The organism is Reyranella sp., from assembly GCF_965227665.1.
Classification (GTDB): Bacteria; Pseudomonadota; Alphaproteobacteria; order Reyranellales; family Reyranellaceae; genus Reyranella.
The window spans coordinates 937,147-958,351 of the sequence record NZ_OZ245767.1 but is presented as its reverse complement, the minus strand read 5'-3'; the positions used below and the strand labels follow the sequence as shown (position 1 = coordinate 958,351).

Here is a 21,205-nt window from a genome sequence, read left to right as displayed (position 1 = left end):
CCTGCGAAGAGAAATGCCGCCCACGCGAATTGGTTACATCCTGGCCACCAATTCTTAGAAGTATTTGGAATAACTCAGGAATTCGGGCTTCTGGTTCACTGGAGCCGCTCTGACAGGTACTTGCGCGCCCGCGATACGCGCGCTTTCAGGGTGCCGACGGAGCATCCGCACAGGCTGGCGGCTTCCTCATAGGAAAAGCCGCCCGCCCCGATCAGCACCAGCGCCTCGCGCGATTGCGGATTGAGCTTCCACAATTCCGAGGAGAGTTCCTTCAAGGCCAGGGTGGCTTCAGGATTGTCCACAGCGGGTAACGGCGTGGCGGCCTCGTTGTCGATTGTCAGGGGGCGCCGCCGCTGGGTGCGAAGATCGGAGTAGAAGCGATTGCGCATGATGGTGAAGAGCCAGCCCTTGAGATTCGTGCCGGGCGTGAACTGAGTTTGCTTGTCGAGAGCAGCCAGAATGGTGTTTTGTACCAAGTCGTCGGCTGCCTCACGCTCGCGACACATGAAGCGCGCAAACGCACGCAGGTCGGGGAGCAGCGCGACGATTTCATCTTTCATGACCAGTCTATCTGGGGAGTCTCGTAAGAGACCGAAAGGGCAAATCTCCATTTTGCCCCACATATGGTGCAAGGAACGGAAATTCGGAACCAACGCTGCCGTCAGGCGTTTACGCGGTCACTCATTCCATGACGAGGATCATATGGGACGTGCCGCTCTGCTCTGGTTTCTTGGTGTACCGATTCCCGTGCTGTTGCTGATGTGGGTCTTGGGCTGGCTCCATTAGGAACGATCAGGGGCGGGTGGTTCCGCTGACTTGTCAGTGGCTTGGGCATGACGCGGGGCAGCGTCAGTATTCGGGCCTGTCGGACGACGTGTCGGTTCGGCAGTTGTATGCAGGCGCACAGGGCATAGTGTAGACGTGTCGGGATACGCCGAGTGACGGATTTCGCGCGATGAGGGAGAATGAAGTGGCTGAAGAGGTAGCTTCGAAGAAGGTATCCGAGGCGATCACCAGGACCTTGCCGTTTCTGCGCCGGTACGCTCGCGCTGTAACTGGTTCGCAGCAGCAGGGGGACGAGTGGGTTCGTCTTTGTGCAGAAGTGGCCGTACAGCAACCAGAGTTGATCGCGGAAGCGGAGGACACCAAGCTCGGCGTCTTCGCCCTGTTTCACCGGCTGCGTCAGCCTTTCGGCGACATGGAAGCGGCGGCGATGGGCGGGGAGAGCGTTCGCGGACGGCTGAAGGAATCGCTGACGGACATGGCACCGATGCAGCGCCAGGTCCTGTTGCTCACGGTGCTCGAAGGTTTCACCGTTGGCGACGCCGCCCACATTCTCGGCGTGAGCATCGATGACGCGGAGCGCAGCCTCGAGGAGGCGCGCCGTGAACTGCAGCGGGTTGCTTCCGTGCGCATCCTCGTGATCGAGGACGAGGCGGTCATTGCGCTTGACGTGGCCGACATCGTGCGCAACGCCGGTCACGAGGTTGTTGGCATTGCGGCGACCGAGAAGGCTGCGATCGAACTCGCCAAGAAGCATTCGCCGCATCTAGTGCTGGCCGACATTCAGCTCCGCGGCTCCGACAGTGGCATATCGGCTGTCAACCAGATCATGAAGTCGATGTCGGTGCCGGTCATTTTCGTCACGGGTTTTCCCGAGCGATTGCTCACGGGCAAGCAGGTCGAGCCGGCCTTCGTGATCTCGAAGCCGTTCGATCCTGACCTGCTGCGGGCGGCGATCGCGCAGGCACTCGACACCGTATCGATCTGAATTCGGGACGAAACGTGGCGCGATGGTCGCTTCGCACCAAGCTCGTCACCCTCGTAGCACTGGCCCTTTTGCCGGTGCTGGGGTTGGCGGTCTGGCAGGCGGAGCTCCAGGAAGAGTCGGCGACAGCGCAACGTGCGGCGGCGCTGGGATCGGTTTCCGATCTTGCGGTCGCACGCTACGCGGGCTTGTTCGACGCGTCGCGGCGGATGCTGGCGGCCGCCTGCGCCGATGAGTCGGTCGTAGAGAGTGCCCGGCCCGATCCGTCGCCAGAAGCCGCAACTCGCTGCGAAAGCTACCTGTCCAAACTGGTACAGGCATATCCCGGCCAGTACTCCACCGCTTTCGTGACCGACGACCAAGGAACTGCCCGCTGCGCCACGGAGAGACGGGCGGTTGGCATGAACTTCGCCGACCGAGACATCTTCCAGAAAGCAAAGAGGGGCGGGGAACTGATCGTCGGCGACGCGATCGCCAGCCGGATATCGACCCGCGCGATCATTCCCATCGCGATCGCGATCCGGCGTGACGGCGCGTTCGGGGGAATGTGTGCCTTGGGGATCACCCTCAAGGCGCTCGCGCAGGCCGCGGCTCAAGCCGAAGGCACCGCCGGAACCGCCGTTGCAGTTATCGATCGCACCGGAACGGCACTCGGCGGCGATCCGGCGGCGATGCGCCGGCTGCCGGTGGCGGCGCGACTGGCCGAAGCGCTGACCCGCAATCAGATGAGGGTGTCCGACTTCGGCCAAGACGGAGCCTACTACGAGTTCTGGATCCGGCCGGTCGGTGCAAACGCCCTTTTCGCGGTTGTGTCGGCCCCGATCTCGGAAAACCCATGGGGCTTTGCCGGTGCGTGGGTGGGCGTGTTCCTCGTCGCCCTGGCGTCCGCGGTCGTTCTGCTTGTGATCTGGTTTGGTGCCGACCGCTGGTGCGTCCGCCCTCTGCGGTATATCCAGGATTTCGCCGACAAGGTCGCGAGAGGCGAAAGCATCACCTTGGCTCCGCCGCATCCCTGGAGCCCGGAAATGGCTTCGGTAGGCGCGGGCGTCACGGCAATGGCGGAAGCCATTGCCAGTCGCGAGTCGGCGCTGCGGGCGAACGTGGAGCAGCGCGACCATATGCTTCGCGAGATCCATCACCGGGTGAAGAACAATCTGCAGATGATTTCCAGTCTGCTGAATCTCCAGGCCGGCGAGATCAGGTCGCCGCGCATCCGCCGGTTCTTCGGCGATGCGCAGAATCGCGTCCTCACTCTGTCCATTCTCCACCGCCACCTCTACGAGCGGTCGAGCTGGTCGCTCGTCGATTTCCAGCAGTTCATCAGCGATCTCGTGCGCCAGATCTCGGTCGGGCGGACCCGAGGCGGTAAACAGGCACCGCGGTATCACATACGGGCGCCGATCATGGCCGTCGGTCCCGACACCGCCATCCCGATCGGACTGATCGTGACTGAAGCGGTCAGCATCGCGCTCACCCACGATTTCAGCCGCACCTCTGCGCCCGAGATTCGCATCGAGACGAGCGAGCGCGGCGAGGAGGTCGAACTCGTCATCGAGGATAATGGCGCGGCCCGCGATGCCGCTCCAGCCGAGCCGGACGGCCGGGGCGGATTCGGTGTCACGCTGATTCGCGGCCTGGCCATGCAGCTCGGGGGAGAAGTGACCATCGAGCAGAAGCCGCATGGCGGCAGCAGGGTCGTCGTCGTTTTCCCCACGCCAGCGGCGGACGAACCGGCGAATGTCTAGCGTGCTTCGATCGGCGCGGTCGACGGGTGTCATCGCCGGCATCACGCTCGCCGTGTTGATTGCCGCCGGTCTCATGCTGGCTTTCTCGCAGTCGAAATCCGCAGCGCGCCAGCAGCGCCTGGTCGTCGCGAACTACGAGACGATGGCGCTGATGCGAGAGATGGTGATCGCGGTTCAGGATGCCGAAGTGGGATTGCGCGGATACCTGCTGACCGGCGACGCAACCAGCCTCGAGCCCTATGAACGTGCACGGCTGCGAATCGAATCGAGCATGCGACAGCTCGAAGCCGCGGTCTCGGACGACCCCGACACGACTCGGCAGTTCCAGGAATTTCGCAACATCACGGCGCAGAAGTTCGACCAGCTGAATGCGACAGTCGGCACGTATCAGACGCAGGGCCGCGAGGCGGCTCTGTCGCTCGACCGAACCGGTGCAGGGCGGGCGATGCTCGGCCAGGTTCGTCTGCTCGGCGACAGCCTCGTCGAGGGCCAGCGGCTCCTGCTTGCGCGTCGCTTGACGGCACTGCGGTCGGAGCAGGAGCAGGCAGAGGTGGCGGGCCTGCTGGTGATGGGCGGCGCCTTCCTGTGTCTGATCGCCGGCATCTACATCGTGCTGCAGGGTGCCGGCCGCCTCGAACGCAGCCAACACGCCCTGGCGGGACGGTCGCGCCTTCTTCAGGCAACCCTCGAAAGCCTGCGCGATCCCATTTTCGTGATTGATGGCGAGCGCGCTGTCGTCGCCTGGAACGAAGCCTTTGCCAAGCTGGCGCAATGGGAGCCGGGCAAACAGAAGCCGCCGACTCTCGATCAACTCCTGTCGGAGCGGTCGCCTGCGACGCGGGCGCTCCTCCTGCCTCTCCAGCTCGACAAGATGCCTTCGACGGGACCGGCAATCGTGCGCGTCGCCCATGACGGGCGCGACTACGAAATCTATCGAGGTGAGATGTCGGGTGGCGGCGCCGTGATTCGGTCCGTCGACATCACCGAGAAGCTGCACGATGAAGCGGCCCTTCGGCAGGGCCAGAAGATGGAAGCGACGGGTCAGCTCACCGGCGGCATGGCGCACGACTTCAACAACATCCTGCAGGTCATCCGGGCCAATCTCGACCTCCTCAAGGAGGAGGCCGGCGACAATACCGCGATGCTGTCGCGGGTGCAGAGTGCGACGGCCGCGGCCGATCGTGGCGCGCGCCTGACGCAGCAGCTTCTAGCCTTTGCGCGGCGTCAGCCCCTGACGCCCCAGCCGACGAACGTCGCCAAGCTGGTCGGAGATCTGGCCGATCTGATGCGCCATTCATTGGGCGAGCGCATCGCCATCGAGTTCAAGATGGCCGAAGATCCCTGGAACGCGAGGATCGACGCGGGGCAGCTAGAGAACGCCATCCTCAATCTCGCGATCAACGCCCGCGATGCGATGCCGGATGGCGGCACGGTCCGGGTCGAGGTCTCCAACGCAACCCTCGACCGCCGCTATGCTGCGCTTCATCCAGACGTGACGCCGGGTCCTTATGTACTGATCGATGTCAGCGATACCGGCACCGGCATGCCGCCGGAGGTCGCGGCCCAGGCGTTCGATCCGTTCTTCACCACCAAGGGTGACGGCAAGGGTACGGGGCTTGGGCTCAGCATGGTCTACGGCTTCGTGCGCCAATCGAATGGCCACATCCGTATCGACAGCGCGATCGGGCAGGGAACGAGCATCAAGGTGTACCTGCCGCGCACGGAAGACCCGGTGATCGAGGAACTGCCTCATCCGGGCAGCGCGGTGAGCGGCAGCGAGCGGATTCTGGTCGTGGAAGACAGCGAAGACGTACGGCGGGCCGTCGTCGAAATGCTGAAGGGTTGGGGGTATCGCGTCGAGGCCGCCGAAGACCCCGATATTGCCGCGGCAATGCTTGAGAAGGACGCAGCCTTCGATCTTCTCTTCACCGACATCGTGATGCCGGGCAGCATCACGGCCGTCGAACTCGCGCAGCGGGCTCAACGCCTCCAGCCCGCGATTGCGGTACTTCTGACTTCGGGCTTTGCGCGGGGGCTTATCCCGGACCATACCCGGTCGGGCTACCCGATGATCGCCAAGCCCTACAGCAGCGACGCCCTGTCGGCCAAGCTGCGCAGCGTGCTGGCCAACCGCCGGCATGTCCCGGCGCCACCGCCGGCGCCCGAAGCCTCGTTCGAGGCCGCCGCCCGCCAGGCACCTTCGGAAGGCAGGGCCAGGCGCGTCCTGCTGGTCGAGGACGAGGTCCTGCTCCGAATGTCGACCACGGACATGCTTGAGCGACTGGGATGCTCAGTTTCTGCCGTCGGGAGTGGCGAGGCCGCTCTGGAACTGCTTGGGCAGGGGGACGCCCATGACCTGCTTATCACCGATGTCGGTCTGCCGGGCATGAGCGGCGAGGAGCTGGCCCTCAAGGTCCGGGAGCGCTTCCCCTCTCTTCCCGTGGTAATCGCCAGCGGCTACGGCCGGCCGGGACTCCAGGGCGAAGGAATGCAGTTCGTTTCAAAGCCTTACTCGTCGATCGACCTCCAGCAGGCTCTGGACCACAGCATCCGCTAGGCTGCCTGGCTTTTCCCCCGATTCACGCGTCCACGCTGCAACCCTCGCCGATTTTGCGGCGTTCATCTGTCGAGGATGGGGCAATCGTGGAGGGGATGATGGATGCCAAGCACGTACCCGAAAACCCGAACATCGTGACACAGGATCATTCCGATCACGGTCCGCTGGCAGGCGAGCTGATGGACCTGTATGTAGCGATGATCATCGTCATCCCGATTGCCTTCGTGGTGAAATCTCTTTGGATTTGAACGTACTGAACGGCAGCGTTCATCGAGCAGGGCAACCCCGTGTTGGGTCCAACCGTTAACAGGCCCCAATAAGGAGGTATCGAATGCGTTCCATCGCCACCGTGGCGGCATGCACCGCTCTCGCCGTCGTCTCGTTGCCGCTCGTCGCAATGTCTCAGACGACTGCCCAAACGACCACAACCCAGAACGATGCGCAGACGATGTGGGAAAAGGTCAAGGGAAGCTGGAGCCAAACCAAGGGCGCTGTGAAAGAGCAGTGGGGTGAGCTCACTGACGACGATCTCTTGGCCATCGAAGGCCGCCGGGACCAGCTCGTGGGCAAGATCCAGACCCGTTATGGCATCTCCCGGGAGGCCGCCGAAGCTCAGGTCGGTGCCTGGGAAAAGGGCCGACTGAAGGATATGTGAGGAGGACGGCGATGAATCGCTATCTCACCCTAACTGCCGCTACCGCGGTCCTTGCGCTCGTAACTGGCAGTCCGGCGATCGCTCAGGTGCCGGGCACCCAAGCACCTGGCTCGATCGACGCCGGTGTCTCGGCCGGTGGAATGACGCAGTTCAAGGACGAGCGGACCGGCAAGGTCTGGACGCCCGAGAATGTGAGCAAGGACAACCAGACGCCACAGCAGCAGGCGGCTGTACCCAGCAGCCCCTCTGACAAGGCATTCGATCCCAGCAGCCAGCTCACGGCAACCCAGGTGGTTGTCCAGCGTCCGCGCGGCAGTCTGATGGGTGTCGTTCCGATTACAGCCGGACCTTCCGTGCCGGCCGTCGTGATTGACAGCCCGTGGCTGCAGGCGGTGCCTCAGCAGAATTGGCTGTCGGTGCTCTACGTCACGAACAACTCGGCCAATGTCGTCGATCCCGTGGTCGGCTGCGTGTTCACAAATGGCGGACGCCCGGTCCAGGATACACGCATCGTTCTTTCTCCGGCCGGCCCCGGCGAGCGCTGGGGTGTTCCCGTATACGGGCCTCCCGTCTCGACTTTCGTCGATCGGGTGACCTGCAGGCTTCTGTCGCCAGCCTAAGCGCGGTCGTCTTCCGACCAGCGGATTGCGGGCCGACCATTTCCGAAAGGGATGGCCGGCCCGTTTCGTTTGTCTTGAAAGCTCGCTACGGTAGCGCTTGGGGAAGAAGGGAACATTTGCATGCGTAAGATCGGTTTCGGGCGTCGGACGGCCCTGGCGGGCGGAGTGGCCCTCGCGGGTGCATCTCTCATTCGGCCGCGAGAGGCACGGGCTGCCAAAGGGCTCACCGTCGTGCTCGAATCGGAGGTCACCATCCTCGATCCCCATGCGACCACGGCCGCGATTACCCGCACGTTTGGCCTGCACGTCTTCGACATGCTGTTCGCCATGAACGACAAGGGCGAGATCAAGCCGCAGATGGTCGAAAGCTACGACAGCAGCCCCGACAAGCTCACCTGGTCCTTTGTCCTGCGCGACGGGCTCAAGTGGCATGACGGCGCGCCGGTCACGGCCGAGGATTGCGTCGCGTCGCTCAAGCGGTGGTCGGTTCGCGACCCCTTGGGCAAGATGCTGATGGCCGACACCGCCGTGCTCGAAGCGTCCAATCCCAAGACCATAAAGTTCGTACTGAAGCAGCCTTTCCCGCTGCTCCTCGAGGTGCTGGGAAAGCCCAATGCGCCGCTGCCGGTGATGATGCCCGCCCGGCTTGCAGCGACGCCTGCAGACCAGCGCATTGCCGAGCCGATCGGCTCCGGGCCGTTCCGCTTCCTCAAGGATCAGTGGCGGCCCGGCAACGCCATGATCCTCGAGCGCAATGCGGCCTATGTTCCCCGCAAGGAAGCGCCGGACTTTCTGACCGGCGGAAAGAACGTGAAGATCGATCAGCTTACCCTGCGCGTGATGCCCGATTCGTCGACCGGCGCCAATGCGCTGATCGCCGGCGAGATCGACTACATGCAATACCTACCGTTCGACATGCTGCCGGTTCTCGAGAAGGAAAAGTCCGTCAAGCTGCTCGGCCTGGGCGGGCTTCATCAGTTCCAGGGCAATTTCCGCCTCAATCACGCATCTCCGCCGTTCGACAATCCGGCGGTGCGCAAGGTGATGTGGAAGCTTGTCGACCAGAATGCGACGCTGACGGCGATCGGCGTGCCCGACAAGTACCAGACGAAGGACTGCGGCTCCTTCTGGATGTGCGGCACCCCGTTCTCGACAGACGCGGGTGCCGGCGTCGCCAAGCTCGATCTGGCGGCGGCGCGCGCCGAGCTCAAGGCTTCCGGATACAAGGGGGAGCCGGTGATTGTGCTCGAGGTGGCCGGATCAATCAGTCAAACCGCTTCGCGCGTGCTCGTCCAGAACATGCGGGATGTCGGCTTCAACGTGGAGCAGCAGCCGCGCGACTGGCCCACCGTCCTGGCGCGTCGTGCCAAGAAGGACGGGTGGTCGATGTTCCCGGTGTATTCGAACGGCACGGACATGTTCTCGCCGCTCACGCACTTCTACGTGGCGGCCACCTGCAACGACTTCCCCGGCTGGTCGTGCGACAATCGTATTCCCGATCTGCTGAAAGCATTTACGCAGGCGGGCACCCTCGAGGAGCGCAAGAAGATCGCAGCCGAGATCGAGGTGATCGCTTACGAACTCGTGCCGGCGCTGATGTGGGGGCAGTTCACCATTCCCGCCGGCTATAGAAGCGATCTCAAGGGCCTGATCCAGTCGTCTTATCCGATGTTCTGGGAAGTCGACCGCTAAGAGCAACCGGCGCTGCCGGTTGGCCGTTCGGGACGGTGCGCTCGTTAACGATGGACGCACCGTCTATGATCGCAAAGAGGTGTTTCATGGATGTCACACACAACGCGGCACAACAACAGTACGAGTTGCCGGTCGAGCATGGCGTGGCGATCGCGGCTTATCGACAGCAGGGTGACGCGCGGATCTTCACCCACACGGAAGTCCCGCCGGAAGACGAGGGAAAGGGTATTGGCGCGCGCGTTGTCAAAGCGGCGCTGGAAGACACTCGTCAGCAGGGCTTCAAAATCGTCCCCGCCTGCAGTTTCGTGGTCGCGTACGTCCGTCGCCACCCCGAGTATGACGACCGCGGCCGCTGACTAGGGCTTTACCACCATGAAGGCGACTACGGTCGCGATTGCCGTCGCCACGGTTCCCCACGTCAGGTCCACGACACTCACCGCCCATGGCCAGCCGCGCAACGTCGCGAGATTGGTGAAGTCGTAGGCCCCGTAGACGCAGAATCCGAACAGCGCACCGTACAGGAGTGCACTGGACCAAGTCCCGGCTGTGATTGCTGGGGGAACGGCGAAGATCGCAATCCCGGCTGCGTGCACGAGATAAAACAGGATGGCGACGCTCCAGATCGGCTTGTCCTGGAGCATGGCGCCGAGCTGAGACTTGTAGAATTCGCGCGCAATGACGCCGAGCCAGAGCGCGTCGATGACGGCCAGTACGCCCAAGGCGACAGCGTAACTGGCCATCAGGGTCTTCATGCGCCGAGCGTACTATCCAAGCAGGTACCAGGCCAGCCCCATGCCGCCTGCGGCACCAAGAACAGAAATGATGAGGACGGTCAGAACGCGACCGGTCGCGAAGCCGCTCCTCGCTTGGGTAGGCGTGATATCGGGCTGCATTGATACCTCCTGTTTGTAGGTGTTGCAGGTCTCAACGCCGCCTTGACAGGGAGGGTTGCCCGGCGGAACCGGCGCTCGCGTTCCAACGTTGCCTGCACAACCCCTGCCAATGCTCGGAAGGAGCGAGGAAATGTTGTATTGGGCTTTGATGTTTCTGGTGATCGCGCTGCTGGCCGGCATCTTCGGTTTCGGCGGTATTGCGTCGACTGCCACGGGCATTGCACAGATTTTGTTTGTGATCGCGCTTGTGCTCTTCGTCGTCAGCTTGTTCGCGGGCTTCGTGCGCCGCAACCTTTAGGCGAAGTGCTCCCGCAGCAGCCCGCGCGCTTCCTGTCCTGCGGCGAGATTCCAGCAGTTGACGATGGCCACCCGGAAGCCGCCGGGCGGCATGGCATGGCGCTCCGGCGCCATGTTTTCATGAAAGGTGATCTGGACGCTCGACACATGGGCCAGCGCCTTCACCCGGTCGAGAAGCTTGTTTGGCGGGTGACGATACGTTCGCCCGTGCGGCATGAAGAGGACGACGCTGTAGGCCTCCCTCTCGACGTGGTCGTCGAACGTCCAATCTCCGTGTTCGTAGAGTCTGACCAACGCTTCGACCCAGCCGCGGCCGTAGAGATCCGGCCACTGGTCGGCGAACCTCAGGTGAACTTCGATGATGTGGCCGCCGATCGTCTCCAGGTTCGCCATCCCCGTGTAGCCTGCAAGATGCTGGCGGCACCAGGCACCCGCATAGGCTTCTATTTCAGGTTCGGCGCCGGCATGGACCTTCCAGTAGTCGAACGTTCCGTCGGGACCCGCGATGCCGTTTGCGTGGCCCCACCAATGCGGTGCGCCGTCGATCAATGCGACGTCACTGCTGACATGTGCTCCTTCGAGCAGCGGCATCCACATATGGCCCGGCTGGTAGGCCGCCTGATAGTCGCCGGGGGAGTGAAGGGCGCGACTCCCAACGCCCATGCCTTTCAGATTGTAGATGGGCTTTGAAAACACCGGGTACTGCGTTGGCTGGATGCCATGGGGCGCCGCTCGCAGGCCTTGGCGCATAGCGACCGTCAGCTTGTCGTAGACCCAGCGATAGGTCGGGTTCCATGTCCAGGCATCCGAATCCTCAGTTGGTATGAAGACGCTTGCAGGACAGTCCGCCTTCTCGAAATATTGAACGCGCCATGGGTCGATCTCGCAAATCGGCACTTGCTTCCCTCATCTTTACGAGCGGACGCTGCAGCGTGAGCGCCGGGCAACGCCCTTGCAACCGATCTGAGCAACCCCACGTTACGGCCCCGGAGGTACTGTGCCCAAATCGTTGATGCTTGCCGTGCAATCGCACGAGCTCCCATGTTTCAGGACTGTCCGGTCGCGTACGGAGGAACTGGCGTCCCCCCTCTCTGCGGAGGACCAGACCGTTCAGTCGATGCCCGATGCCAGTCCCACCAAGTGGCATCTCGCTCATACGACCTGGTTCTTTGAAACCTTCGTGCTTCGTCCGCACGCATCCGGTTATCGAGTTTTCGACGCGAGCTACGAGTACCTCTTCAACTCGTACTACGAGGCAATGGGGCCGCGCCATCCGCGTCCCCAGCGCGGCCTCATCACGCGCCCCGGCGTCCAGGAGGTGATGGCATATCGCCGTCACGTCACGGCGGCGATGCTCGACTTCCTGGGCGGGCATCATACCGCCCATGAGCTGGTGGAACTTGGCCTCCATCACGAGCAGCAGCATCAGGAGTTGATCCTGATGGACATAAAGCATGCCCTGTCGCTGAACCCGCTGCGGCCGGCCTATCGTAGCCCGCGACCCGTCAACAGGCAGGCCGGCCCTGCGCTATCGTGGCGTGAATTCGAAGGCGGTCTCGTCGACACCGGTCACGATGGCCGGGGATTCGCCTTCGACAACGAGGGGCCGCGCCATAGGTGCTGGCTCGACGCTTTCGCTCTGGCAATGCGTCCCGTGAATTGCGGCGAGTACCTCGATTTCATCGAGGATGGCGGCTATCGGCGGCCCGAATTCTGGCTTTCGGCGGGATGGGACTGCGTGAAGCAGAGAGAGTGGGAGGCGCCGCTCTACTGGGAAAAGCAGGACGGTGCCTGGCACGTTTTCACCCTGTCGGGATTGGAGCGAGTCGACCCCGCCCGGCCCGTCTGTCACGTCAGTGCCTTCGAGGCGGCGGCCTTTGCCAAGTGGGCCGGCAAGCGGCTGCCGCGCGAAGCGGAGTGGGAGATTGCCGGCGACAGCGTCGAGGGTACCGGCGAGGTCTGGGAATGGACCGGCAGCCCTTACATTGCCTATCCCGGCTATCGTGAACCCGCGGGCGCCGTGGGCGAATACAACGGCAAGTTCATGGCGAACCAGATGGTGCTGCGTGGCGGCTGTGTAGCAACGCCTGCCGGTCATGCCCGCTCGACCTATCGCAACTTCTTCCCGCCCGACGCCCGATGGATGTTTGGAGGGATTCGTCTCGCAGAGGATCTTCGATGAACGTGCCCCTTCTGGCGAGCGCCGAGGGCGAGCGGGCCGACCGCGACGCTTTCCGCCGCGACGTCCTCGCGGGGCTTGCCGCGTCGCCCCGTGCTATCCCGGCCAAGTATCTCTATGACGAGCGGGGCTCTGCGCTCTTCGATGAGATCTGCGACCAGCCGGAATACTACCCGACGCGCACCGAAGCGGCGATCCTGCGCCAGCATGCTGCCGAGATCGCGCGCCTTGCCGGCCCCGGATGTGCGCTGGTGGAATATGGCAGCGGGTCGAGCGTCAAAACCCGGCTGCTTCTCGAAGCAATGACCGACCTGCACGCCTATGTGCCGATCGACATTTCGCGGCAGCACCTCGAGGCAACAGCGCGCCGTCTGCGTGAGGACTATCCCGGACTGCGTGTCGATCCGGTGACTGCAGACTACATGGCGCTCCACGCGCTTCCCGATACGATCGGCAAAGCCCGCCGCATCGGCTTCTTTCCAGGATCTACGATCGGCAATCTGATGCCTGAGGAGGCGGTCCTGTTCCTGCGACGCGCCCGGCGTCTTCTGCGCGCCGACGGCGCGCTTGTGCTGGGTGTCGACCTGAAGAAGACTCCGCAGCAATTGCACGACGCATACAATGACGCGGCCGGCGTCACGGCCCAATTCACGTTGAACCTCCTGCGTCGCATGAACCGCGAACTCGAGGCGAACTTCGACCTGTCGGCGTTCGCGCATGACGCCTCCTACAACGAGGTGGCGGGGCGCATTGAAATCTACTTCCGCAGTTTGCGGGACCAGATCGTCAGTGTAGGGGGGCGCAGGTTCCAGTTCGCCCGGGGCGAACGTGTTCACACGGAATATTCGTACAAGTATGCTCAGGCCGAAATCTCGGAGCTGGCCCGACGCGGAGGGCTCTCCGTCGCCTCTTCTTGGACCGATCCTTCCCGGCTGTTCTCCGTCGCCTTTCTGACCTAGCCCCGAAACGAGAAAGCCCGCCCCCGACGTAAGTCGGGAGCGGGCTTGGATCGGTTGGACGGGGAGAGAGGTGTCGCTGAGCGGGGGCAGAGGCAACACCAATTATCCAACCATGCAGGACCAACGGCGCGTCATCCCGAATGGTTGCGATTCGTCGGAGAATATTTCTTTAGCGGTTAAGTCTCTGAAATGGCTGACTCAATGGTCGCGAGGCGGCAGCGCAATTCCGCGTGCAGCACATCATCGCGGATTCTCGGAAGCATCCCGCGAATCATTTTGCCCTGTCTCGCGGCCGTTGCGACGTGGAGGTCCTTCAGAAAATGGACGATCTCTTCGCGGGTCGCGAAGCCCATGTAGGCGTCATCGGCCTGATGGGCCAGGCAGGACGGCGAGGCGGGAGGATTGGCGGCCATCGGGCTTACAGGGGATGCCACCAGCGGCCGGCGAGAACCACCCCTGCCGACAGAAGCCGCCTGTCGCCAATGAGCTTTTCGCCGATCGAATCGGCATAGTCGAACGTCCCGGTCGCCTGATCGATCACGGTGGCCTCGCCCACGCTGCCGACCTTCAGGGTCCCGAGGTCCGGCCTCCTGATGGCTGCGGCGGCGTTGGCGGTGGCCAGCTTGATGACGGTCTCGAGGTCGAGGCCCAGGCAGAGGAACTTCGACATGGTTGTGAGGAGGTCGAAGGCCGGGCCTTCGATCGAGATCGCATGCACGTCCGAGGATATCACGTCCGGAAGGAAGCCGGCGGCCAGCATCTTGCGCGTCGTGCCGAATCCGAACGAGCCGCCGCCATGGCCGATGTCGAAGATCACGCCGCGCGCGCGTGCGGCCAGGATCTCGTCACGCACCTTGCCGTCCGGTTGGACCGGCGCATTGGGGAACGGGCGGAAGCAGTGGGTGAGGATATCGCCCGGGCGCAGGCGGCTCACCACCTCGTGACGCGAGGGCGGCGGCGAGTCGAGATGCGCCATCATCGGCAGCCCTGTCTCCTCGGCGACGTCGAGCGCGATGTCGAGCGGCATGATGCCCGAATCGCCGCTGGCCGACTTTCCGACGCGAACCTTCACGCCCAGCACCAGGTCCTTGTGCTCGCGCGCCACCCGTACGGCCTCGCGCGCATCGAGCAGGCGCATGTCGGCGCTCTCGCCCACCATTACCGACTTGGAGAAGGCGAAGATTCCGGGGAAGGAGACGTTGAGGTACGGGAGGATACGGACCGGGGACGTCTCGATCACGTGCCTGCGGAAGCCGTGGAAGTTGCCGGGGCCGGCGCTGCCGGCATCGATGAAGGTGGTGACGCCGCCCGATCGCGCGAGCAACTCGGCCTCGACGCCGAGCGACGTGCCGCCCCAGTAGACATGCGTGTGTAGGTCGATGAGTCCGGGCGAGACGATCTTGCCTGCAACGTCGCGCGTATCCTGTCCCGACAGGCCATCGCCGATCGCGGCGACCTTGCCGCCGCTGAAGGCAATGTCGGTCACACGGTCGATACCCTGTGACGGATCGATCACCCGGCCGCCCTTGAGAACCAGATCGTTCATGCTCGCTTCTTCCTTCCCACACACATCACTTGCCCATCCTACTCCACTCGCGTCCCAGATCCCCAGCTCGCGGCAAGGTGAGACCTTCCAGGCCCAGCCAGTCGGCCATCAGGCGCAGCTCCTCCAACATCGGCACGGCCACGTCCCGAGCCTCTAGGCCGGGTTCGAGATGCGCGGCCGGCACCAGCAGCTTCGAGTTCGGCCGATCCGCCTTCAGGTCGACCCGGCCGACCAGGCGGTCGCCCAGGAGGAAGGGTAGGACGTAGTAGCCATGCTTGCGCTTGGCGACCGGTGTGTAGATTTCGATGCGATAGAAGAAATTGAAGATCCGCTCCGCGCGGTCGCGTTCCCAGATCAGCGGATCGAACGGCGCGAGCAGAGCGCGCGCTTCGATCCGGCGCGGCTGGCGGGCGGCCGGGTCGAGATAGGCCGGGCGGCCCCAGCCCTCGACCTCGACCGGCAGCAGGTCGCCGGCCTCGACGAGCTCGGCCAGGCGCGCCTTGGTGTCGGCAACTGGCAGGCGGAAATAGTCGCGCAGGTCGAACTCCGTCGCGATGCCCAGCGCACGGGCAGAGAGGCGCAGCAACTGGCGCTGTGCTTCCTCGGTCGAGGGCGTCGGCAAGGCCTGAACCTCGGCCGGCAATACGCGCTCGGTGAGGTCGTACACCCGCTCGAAGGCGCCGCGCCGCGTGGCGGTGGTGACGATGCCGGCGAAGAACAGCCATTCGAGTGCGAGCTTGCCGTCGTTCCATCCCCACCAGGGACCGCGCTTCGCTCCACCATCGGCCAGTTCCGAGGCGGCGAGGGGACCGCGCGCCTCGACCTGCCGGCGGACGTCCTCGATGTAGGTGGCCTTCTCGCGACGAAACTGCTGCAGCGTGCCTTTGCTGGTGCCTTCCAGGGCGCGCGCCATGCGCCAACGCAGCAGCGGGTGCAAGGCCAGCGGCAGCAGCGAAGCCTCGTGGGCCCAGAATTCGAAAAGGCCACGGCGACTGCTGCTGCCCCAGGCCATCCCGTCGAGATGCGCGCTGTCATAGCGCCCCAGTCGCGAGAACAGGGGCAGATAGTGCGCCCGTGCAAGCACGTTGACCGAATCGATCTGCAGCAGGCTCAGCCGGTCGATGATTCGCTTCACATGGCCCCGGTTGACGGTGCCGTCAGGTCGACCGATGCTGAAGCCCTGCGCTGCCAGCGCGATTCGCCGGGCGGACGCGGCACCTAGTTTCAATTTCAAGGACACGACGCCACCCTAATCCCCTCGTGGCGACACCCGCCATGGGATAACGGCGTCCATGGTCATTCGAGCCGCTTCAGGGCCTTGGCAACGGCTTCGGCCTGACGGTTCGAGACGTGCCCGTTCGCCTTGAATTCGTTCACGACCTTCCTGAGGAACGGGCTGCGCTCGGCCTGAAGCTCGGCGCGCTTCATCAATGCCTCGTGGATATGGGCGGGGCCACGATTGCGCGCGGCCTGGCGCGCGCGGAACACCCGGACGGCGACCGCCACGACGAACGCGACGCCGACGACGATCAGGATTTCGGTAAGTTGCATGGGACTGGACGTGATGCTTGCACTGCTAGCCGGCGAGCGCCGTTTCGGCCCGTTGTGCCATCGCCAGCAGCGGTCGGTCATGCAGGCGCGGGGCGACGATCTGCAAGCCAACCGGGAGCCCATCGCGGCCACTGCCGCACGGCACGGAGATTGCCGGCACGAGGGCGAGATTGAACAGGGGCGTGAAGGCGGCGTGGCCGCGCGGCCCGACCTCCTTGCCCTCAATCATCCTGGGATAGACCTGTTCGACCGGCCACGACACGCACGCCGTCGTCGGCGTCAGGAGATAGTCGTAGTCGGTGAAGAACTGTGCGACGGCGCGTGCGCAGGCATCGGCGAAGCGAAAGGACGCGACGACGTCGGTGCCGGGGACGGATCGACCGCGCTCGATGAGGGCGGCGATGTTGTCGCCGAACAGCTCCCCGTCGGCGGCATGCCGTTCGCCGTAGAGCAAGGCGGAGGCGGCTCCGTTCACGGCCGAAAACGCGGTCTCGCTCGTCTCGTCGGGCCAGGTCACATCCGCCTCCTCGATGCGCCAGCCGGAAGCGCGGAGCTTAGCGACCGCCGTCTCGAACGCCTTCATGACATCCGCATCGACCGCAACGCCAAGGCCGAGCCGCGGGCTCACGGCGATGCGCGGGGCGCTGGGCGGCGGGACGTCGAGAAGCGCCACGGAGTGCGGGTCGCGCCGGTCGGGGCCGGCCATCACCTCGAAGCCGACTCTGGCGTCGGCGACCGTGCGGCCCATCGGCGCCGTCACGCCATAGAGCGGGCCGTAGGCGCCGCCGAATCCAAACGGGGCAGGGATGGCGCCCGCCGACGTCTTGAGGCCGACGACACCGCAATGCGAGGCGGGGCGGCGGCCGGAGCCGCCGCCATCGGTCCCCAGCGCAATCGGCGAGAAGCCCGCCGCCAGCGCCGCGGCGGCGCCGCCTGAGGACCCCCCCGGTGTCAGGGCGGGATTCATCGGATGGCGTGAGGAGCCGTAGACCTTGTTTTCGGTGTGACCCTTGGCGGCCATCTCCGGCGTGTTGGTCATGCCGAGGAAGATTCCGCCGGCGGCCTTGAGGCGCTCGACCGCGAGCGCATCGCGCGGCGGCTTGAAGTCCTTGTAGAGTAGCGAGCCGTTAGTCACCGTGCGGCCCGCGACCCAGGTCGTGTCTTTCACCGTATAGGGGACGCCGAGGATCGGGCCGTCGAACCCCTGCTTTCGTCTCGCGTCGACGGCATCGGCGGCGGCCCGGGCCTCGGCGGGATCGAAGTCGACGATGGCGGTGAGTTGACCGTTTCGCGCCTCGACGCGGGCGATCGCCATTTCGGCCACGTCCCGGGCCTTCGTCCTGCCCGTCCGCACGGCGGCGGCGATGGCGGCAGCGCCCTGATCCAGCAACTCGGTCATGTTTTCCTCATTCACCCAACTGGGGTGCATGATAGCCTGCGCCGCTATGACGTTGGAGAGCGACCTCTATGCGCCCGTGAAGGTGCTCCTCGAAGGGCAGGGATACGTCGTCAAGGGCGAGGTGCGAGGTTGCGACGTGGTCGGAGTCCGTGGCGTGGAGCCGCCCGTGGTCGTGGAACTGAAGCGAACTTTCGGGCTGGGGCTGGTCCTGCAGGGCGTCGACCGGCTTGCGCTCACTGAGCTCGTCTATCTCGCCGTCGGCCAATGGCCCAAGCAGATGAAGAATGTGAAGAAGCTCTGCCGCCGGCTGGGGCTGGGTTTCATCGTCGTGGCCAATGGCAAGGCCGACGTGGTGCTCGATCCCATTCCCTATACACCGCGCCCGAACAAGCGGAAGGCGGGGCGTCTGTTGGGCGAGCATGCGCGCCGGGTCGGCGATCCCAATCTCGGCGGTCAGGCGATGCGCGCACCCTTGATGACGGCGTACCGGCAGGAAGCGCTGCGCTGTGCCGAGCTCCTGGCGGCGAAAGGACCGATGAAGGTGGCGGCGCTGCGTGAGGCTGGCCGGGCACCCAAGGCAGCCCAGATCCTGCAGGCCGACATATATGGTTGGTTCGAGAGGGTGGAGCGCGGTGTCTATGCGATCACGCCGAAAGGACGGCAAGGGCTCGCGCAATTCGACCGAAAGGCCGGCTAGATGCTGATTGCCCAGCTGTCCGATCCCCATGTCCATCCCGAGGGTGTGCTCTACCAGGGCGTGGTCGATTCCAACGCGCAGTTCGCGACAGCAATCGCGCAGGTCAATGCGCTCGATCCGCGGCCCGACCTGGTGCTGCTGACGGGCGACCTGGTGGATCACGGCCAGGAGGATGAATACACGACGCTGTTGCGATTGCTCGAAGCCCTCCACATTCCCGTGCTGGCGATCCCCGGCAATCACGACGAGCGCGAGGCCTTTCGCCGGGCCTTCGCCGGACAGCCCTGGCTGCCGGCCGGGGGACCGATCGACTACGTGGTTGGCGACCGCGGTGCGCTGCGTGTCGTCGCCTTGGACGTCACGCTTCCGGGACATCATCACGGCGTCATGAGCGAAGCAGCGGCGGTCTGGCTGGACGACGTTCTGTCTGCAGAGCCTGAGCGGCCCACGATCGTCATGATGCATCAGCCGCCCTTCGCCACCGGTATTCCCTACATGGATCCATATGACTGCCGGGAGGGGCACAGATTGGCCGCCGTCATCGAGCGTCATCCGCAGGTCGAACGCATCCTGTGCGGCCATGTCCATCGCCTCATGCAGATGCGATTTGGCGGCACCCTACTGTGCACGGCGCCTTCCACCACGACAACGATCGCGCTCCAGCTCCGCCCGGATGCCAGACCCGCTTCGTACATCGAACCGCCGGGGATGCTCTTGCATCACTGGCAGGAGGGGAGAGGCCTTGTCTCTCACTTCGTCCCGATCGGGACGTTCCCCGGGCCATTTCCGTTCGCCTGATCAGAACAATCGGTCGGCACGGGTGCAACCGGTCGGGCGTTCGGGCATTATCCCGCCCTGATGCGTACCCTCGAGATCGTCCACCGCACTCGCTACGAATATTCCGAGCCGGTGGCGCTCGGAGACCACCGGCTGATGTTCCGCCCGCGGGATAGCCATGATCTGCGGCTGCTCCACACCGGTCTCGTGATCGAACCGGCCGCCCAGGTACGGTGGATTCACGATCCGTTTGGCAATTCCATCGCCATCGCTTCCTTCGAAGGCCCGACGCAGCTCCTCGAACTCGTCAGCACGATAGAGTTGGAGCATTTCGGCGTGCCGCCGGAACTGCCGCCGATCGAGGAATTCGCGCGCACCTTGCCGTTCAGCTATGCCTCAGAGGAGGCGCCCGATCTCGCACGCTACGTCGAACGCTCCTATCCCGACCCGAACTCGACGGTCGGTACCTGGACCAAGCAGTTCATGGAAGGTGAGGGCGGCAACGATACGTTCGGCTTGTTGAAGCGGCTCTGTATGGGAATCCAGGAGAAGCTGACATACGCCATGCGTTTCGAGATCGGCACACAGGTCCCGGCCGTGACACTCGAGACTGGTGGCGGCACCTGTCGCGACTATGCCCTGCTGATGATCGAATGCTGCCGCTCGCTCGGCCTCGCGGCCCGGTTCATCACCGGCTACCTCTACGATCCCGCGCTCGATACGGCACCGGGCGAGGCGACGACGCATGCCTATCCTCATGCCTGGATGGAGGTTTATCTACCAGGGGCCGGCTGGGTGGAATTCGACCCCACCAACGGCATCATCGGCAGCGAGCGTCTGATCCGCGTGGCGGTCGCCCGCGATCCCGAGCAGGCGATGCCGATCAAGGGCAGCTTCACCGGCCCGCCCGACGTAACGGTCAACGCCGTGGTCGACGTGCAGGTGCGTACGCTCTCGCCCGTGCCCGTCCCCGAGACTTCAGTGCCTCTGGATCCTGGACCGTCGCAGGCTCCACTGCCGTCCCCCGAGCCGGCAGCGCCACCGGAAGCTCAGGAACCGCCGTCGCAAGCCCTTTGACATGGTAGCTCCGCAGCGGTTGAGTGGCCGATCATGCGGGGGGCATTTCTGGGCATTTCGATCGATGGGCTGATGCGAGCGCTGCTCGGCCTTGGCGGGGCGCTTCTCGTCTGGCTCGCATGGCCGGTGACGAAGAGCGCCTTTCAAGCACAGCAGGCGGACGCAGCGATCAACGCGCTCCGTCTCAACCACAAGATCTCGCTCGCTGCAGTCTTGAAGGCGATCGACGCCCTTGACCGAGCAGTCGAAGCGGATCCCACCGCCAGTCGTCATCTACAGAGATCCGAACTGCAGGCCGGTATCGCCCTGTCGCCCGGTTTCTCGCCGACCGACCGGCAGCGCAGCGAATGGCTATTGCGCGCGCAGGCAGATCTCACGTTCGGATTGGGCAACGATCCTGCCCGCGGTATCGGATGGCTCAGGCTAGCCTCCGTCAGGATGGCTCTCGAGGGACCATCACAGCGATCCGTCGCTCCGCTGCTGATGTCGATCGACACGGCCCCTATGCTTCTGCCCCTCTGGCCGGCGCGATTGAGACTGATCCTCGATCACTGGCAGGTTCTGACCGTTTCCCAGCGCGAGAAGGCGGCCCGCTACGTCGCTCGGACCTGGCAGCTTTCGCCCGGTCACGAATGGTTCGCGGACGCGATCCGTACCCCCATCGATGAGCTTTTTGTGCGCTACTACGTGCGCAACGAAGCCGGTGCGCTCGAGGAACTCTCGCGCCTGCTGGAGGAGCGCCGGGGCAAGACCCAATGAGGCGGGGTATCGAAAGGGGACAGGGAGGGGACAC

24 protein-coding genes are annotated in these 21,205 nt (G+C 64.3%); 15 read left to right on the top strand and 9 right to left on the bottom strand.

The annotated features are described in order from the left end of the window. Window positions 1-95: 95 nt before the first annotated feature. Window positions 96-560 (bottom strand): sigma-70 family RNA polymerase sigma factor, encoded by a 465-nt coding sequence (locus ACO07I_RS04595; protein ID WP_422014776.1) that lies wholly within the window; start codon window positions 558-560, stop codon window positions 96-98. Between the two features lie 410 nt (window positions 561-970). Between ACO07I_RS04595 and ACO07I_RS04590 the strand changes: the two genes are divergently transcribed. From ACO07I_RS04590 to ACO07I_RS04555, 8 genes are all read left to right on the top strand, one after another. After that, on the top strand, window positions 971-1,771 hold the full coding sequence (locus ACO07I_RS04590; RefSeq protein WP_422014774.1) for a response regulator: 801 nt from the start codon (window positions 971-973) through the stop codon (window positions 1,769-1,771). Between the two features lie 14 nt (window positions 1,772-1,785). Then, entirely contained in the window at window positions 1,786-3,513 is a 1,728-nt protein-coding gene (locus ACO07I_RS04585; RefSeq protein ID WP_422014772.1) for a sensor histidine kinase, read from the top strand. Continuing rightward, window positions 3,506-6,070: a response regulator gene (locus tag ACO07I_RS04580; protein ID WP_422014770.1), complete on the top strand. Its 2,565-nt coding sequence runs from the start codon at window positions 3,506-3,508 to the stop codon at window positions 6,068-6,070. The genes ACO07I_RS04585 and ACO07I_RS04580 overlap by 8 nt, the downstream gene beginning before the upstream one ends. A 98-nt stretch (window positions 6,071-6,168) precedes the next feature. Further along, a complete protein-coding gene (locus tag ACO07I_RS04575) occupies window positions 6,169-6,318 on the top strand; it encodes a hypothetical protein (RefSeq protein WP_422014768.1) in 150 nt (49 codons plus the stop codon). Between the two features lie 83 nt (window positions 6,319-6,401). Beyond that, a complete protein-coding gene (locus ACO07I_RS04570) occupies window positions 6,402-6,725 on the top strand; it encodes a CsbD family protein (protein ID WP_422014766.1) in 324 nt (107 codons plus the stop codon). Window positions 6,726-6,736: 11 nt separating this feature from the next. Further along, a complete protein-coding gene (locus ACO07I_RS04565) occupies window positions 6,737-7,345 on the top strand; it encodes a hypothetical protein (RefSeq protein ID WP_422014764.1) in 609 nt (202 codons plus the stop codon). 120 nt (window positions 7,346-7,465) lie between these two features. Beyond that, the gene (locus ACO07I_RS04560) at window positions 7,466-9,037 is read left to right on the top strand and encodes an ABC transporter substrate-binding protein (RefSeq protein WP_422014762.1); all 1,572 of its coding nucleotides are present in this window, start codon (window positions 7,466-7,468) and stop codon (window positions 9,035-9,037) included. Between the two features lie 86 nt (window positions 9,038-9,123). After that, window positions 9,124-9,393, top strand: coding sequence for a GNAT family N-acetyltransferase (locus tag ACO07I_RS04555; protein WP_422014760.1), 270 nt, complete (start codon window positions 9,124-9,126; stop codon window positions 9,391-9,393). Here ACO07I_RS04555 and ACO07I_RS04550 read toward each other — a convergent pair whose 3' ends face one another. Beyond that, window positions 9,394-9,777 (bottom strand): DUF2177 family protein, encoded by a 384-nt coding sequence (locus ACO07I_RS04550; RefSeq protein ID WP_422014758.1) that lies wholly within the window; start codon window positions 9,775-9,777, stop codon window positions 9,394-9,396. Between the two features lie 24 nt (window positions 9,778-9,801). After that, window positions 9,802-9,930 carry a hypothetical protein gene (locus tag ACO07I_RS04545; RefSeq protein ID WP_422014756.1) on the bottom strand — a complete coding sequence of 43 codons (129 nt, stop codon included), beginning with the start codon at window positions 9,928-9,930 and terminating at the stop codon, window positions 9,802-9,804. Window positions 9,931-10,060: 130 nt separating this feature from the next. On the opposite strand from ACO07I_RS04545, the gene ACO07I_RS04540 reads away from it, so the two are divergent. Next, window positions 10,061-10,228: a DUF1328 domain-containing protein gene (locus ACO07I_RS04540; protein WP_422014754.1), complete on the top strand. Its 168-nt coding sequence runs from the start codon at window positions 10,061-10,063 to the stop codon at window positions 10,226-10,228. On the opposite strand, the gene ACO07I_RS04535 is transcribed toward ACO07I_RS04540, so the two are convergent. Then, window positions 10,225-11,124: a hypothetical protein gene (locus ACO07I_RS04535; protein WP_422014752.1), complete on the bottom strand. Its 900-nt coding sequence runs from the start codon at window positions 11,122-11,124 to the stop codon at window positions 10,225-10,227. The genes ACO07I_RS04540 and ACO07I_RS04535 overlap by 4 nt on opposite strands. A 115-nt stretch (window positions 11,125-11,239) precedes the next feature. Between ACO07I_RS04535 and egtB the strand changes: the two genes are divergently transcribed. Both egtB and egtD read left to right on the top strand, forming a co-directional pair. After that, window positions 11,240-12,409, top strand: a complete 1,170-nt coding sequence (egtB, locus tag ACO07I_RS04530) for an ergothioneine biosynthesis protein EgtB (protein ID WP_422018161.1) — start codon at window positions 11,240-11,242, stop codon at window positions 12,407-12,409. After that, complete coding sequence (egtD, locus tag ACO07I_RS04525) at window positions 12,406-13,365, top strand: L-histidine N(alpha)-methyltransferase (protein ID WP_422014750.1); 960 nt, start codon at window positions 12,406-12,408, stop codon at window positions 13,363-13,365. The genes egtB and egtD overlap by 4 nt, the downstream gene beginning before the upstream one ends. Window positions 13,366-13,541: 176 nt before the next feature. Here the strand turns inward: egtD and ACO07I_RS04520 are convergent, their stop codons facing one another. The 5 genes from ACO07I_RS04520 to ACO07I_RS04500 all read right to left on the bottom strand — a co-directional run bounded on the left by ACO07I_RS04520 (window position 13,542) and on the right by ACO07I_RS04500 (window position 17,861). Beyond that, window positions 13,542-13,778 (bottom strand): hypothetical protein, encoded by a 237-nt coding sequence (locus tag ACO07I_RS04520; protein WP_422014748.1) that lies wholly within the window; start codon window positions 13,776-13,778, stop codon window positions 13,542-13,544. Window positions 13,779-13,783: 5 nt separating this feature from the next. Continuing rightward, a complete protein-coding gene (locus ACO07I_RS04515) occupies window positions 13,784-14,911 on the bottom strand; it encodes an amidohydrolase/deacetylase family metallohydrolase (protein WP_422014746.1) in 1,128 nt (375 codons plus the stop codon). 25 nt (window positions 14,912-14,936) lie between these two features. Further along, the gene (locus ACO07I_RS04510) at window positions 14,937-16,145 is read right to left on the bottom strand and encodes a winged helix-turn-helix domain-containing protein (protein ID WP_422014744.1); all 1,209 of its coding nucleotides are present in this window, start codon (window positions 16,143-16,145) and stop codon (window positions 14,937-14,939) included. A gap of 62 nt (window positions 16,146-16,207) precedes the next feature. Next, window positions 16,208-16,462, bottom strand: a complete 255-nt coding sequence (locus tag ACO07I_RS04505) for a hypothetical protein (protein WP_422014742.1) — start codon at window positions 16,460-16,462, stop codon at window positions 16,208-16,210. Between the two features lie 25 nt (window positions 16,463-16,487). Beyond that, a complete protein-coding gene (locus ACO07I_RS04500; RefSeq protein ID WP_422014740.1) occupies window positions 16,488-17,861 on the bottom strand; it encodes an amidase in 1,374 nt (457 codons plus the stop codon). Between the two features lie 46 nt (window positions 17,862-17,907). On the opposite strand from ACO07I_RS04500, the gene ACO07I_RS04495 reads away from it, so the two are divergent. The 4 genes from ACO07I_RS04495 to ACO07I_RS04480 are packed head-to-tail and all read left to right on the top strand — an operon-like array spanning window position 17,908 to window position 21,171. Then, entirely contained in the window at window positions 17,908-18,558 is a 651-nt protein-coding gene (locus ACO07I_RS04495; protein WP_422014738.1) for a DUF2161 domain-containing phosphodiesterase, read from the top strand. Then, entirely contained in the window at window positions 18,559-19,356 is a 798-nt protein-coding gene (locus ACO07I_RS04490; protein WP_422014736.1) for a phosphodiesterase, read from the top strand. 60 nt (window positions 19,357-19,416) lie between these two features. Next, window positions 19,417-20,412 (top strand): transglutaminase family protein, encoded by a 996-nt coding sequence (locus ACO07I_RS04485; RefSeq protein WP_422014734.1) that lies wholly within the window; start codon window positions 19,417-19,419, stop codon window positions 20,410-20,412. A gap of 33 nt (window positions 20,413-20,445) precedes the next feature. After that, the gene (locus tag ACO07I_RS04480; RefSeq protein ID WP_422014732.1) at window positions 20,446-21,171 is read left to right on the top strand and encodes a hypothetical protein; all 726 of its coding nucleotides are present in this window, start codon (window positions 20,446-20,448) and stop codon (window positions 21,169-21,171) included. Window positions 21,172-21,205 lie beyond the last annotated feature (34 nt).

Coding starts and splice junctions, on each gene's coding strand:
- ACO07I_RS04505 (WP_422014742.1), bottom strand. CDS start 16,462: ATGCAACTTACCGAAATCCTGATCGTCGTCGGCGTCGCGTTCGTCGTG.
- egtB (WP_422018161.1), top strand. CDS start 11,240: ATGCTTGCCGTGCAATCGCACGAGCTCCCATGTTTCAGGACTGTCCGG.
- ACO07I_RS04550 (WP_422014758.1), bottom strand. CDS start 9,777: ATGGCCAGTTACGCTGTCGCCTTGGGCGTACTGGCCGTCATCGACGCG.
- ACO07I_RS04560 (WP_422014762.1), top strand. CDS start 7,466: ATGCGTAAGATCGGTTTCGGGCGTCGGACGGCCCTGGCGGGCGGAGTG.
- ACO07I_RS04555 (WP_422014760.1), top strand. CDS start 9,124: ATGGATGTCACACACAACGCGGCACAACAACAGTACGAGTTGCCGGTC.
- ACO07I_RS04490 (WP_422014736.1), top strand. CDS start 18,559: ATGCTGATTGCCCAGCTGTCCGATCCCCATGTCCATCCCGAGGGTGTG.
- ACO07I_RS04570 (WP_422014766.1), top strand. CDS start 6,402: ATGCGTTCCATCGCCACCGTGGCGGCATGCACCGCTCTCGCCGTCGTC.
- ACO07I_RS04515 (WP_422014746.1), bottom strand. CDS start 14,911: ATGAACGATCTGGTTCTCAAGGGCGGCCGGGTGATCGATCCGTCACAG.
- ACO07I_RS04595 (WP_422014776.1), bottom strand. CDS start 560: ATGAAAGATGAAATCGTCGCGCTGCTCCCCGACCTGCGTGCGTTTGCG.
- ACO07I_RS04540 (WP_422014754.1), top strand. CDS start 10,061: ATGTTGTATTGGGCTTTGATGTTTCTGGTGATCGCGCTGCTGGCCGGC.
- ACO07I_RS04575 (WP_422014768.1), top strand. CDS start 6,169: ATGGATGCCAAGCACGTACCCGAAAACCCGAACATCGTGACACAGGAT.
- ACO07I_RS04500 (WP_422014740.1), bottom strand. CDS start 17,861: ATGACCGAGTTGCTGGATCAGGGCGCTGCCGCCATCGCCGCCGCCGTG.
- ACO07I_RS04520 (WP_422014748.1), bottom strand. CDS start 13,778: ATGGCCGCCAATCCTCCCGCCTCGCCGTCCTGCCTGGCCCATCAGGCC.
- ACO07I_RS04485 (WP_422014734.1), top strand. CDS start 19,417: ATGCGTACCCTCGAGATCGTCCACCGCACTCGCTACGAATATTCCGAG.
- ACO07I_RS04495 (WP_422014738.1), top strand. CDS start 17,908: ATGACGTTGGAGAGCGACCTCTATGCGCCCGTGAAGGTGCTCCTCGAA.
- ACO07I_RS04580 (WP_422014770.1), top strand. CDS start 3,506: ATGTCTAGCGTGCTTCGATCGGCGCGGTCGACGGGTGTCATCGCCGGC.
- ACO07I_RS04565 (WP_422014764.1), top strand. CDS start 6,737: ATGAATCGCTATCTCACCCTAACTGCCGCTACCGCGGTCCTTGCGCTC.
- ACO07I_RS04480 (WP_422014732.1), top strand. CDS start 20,446: ATGCGGGGGGCATTTCTGGGCATTTCGATCGATGGGCTGATGCGAGCG.
- egtD (WP_422014750.1), top strand. CDS start 12,406: ATGAACGTGCCCCTTCTGGCGAGCGCCGAGGGCGAGCGGGCCGACCGC.
- ACO07I_RS04545 (WP_422014756.1), bottom strand. CDS start 9,930: ATGCAGCCCGATATCACGCCTACCCAAGCGAGGAGCGGCTTCGCGACC.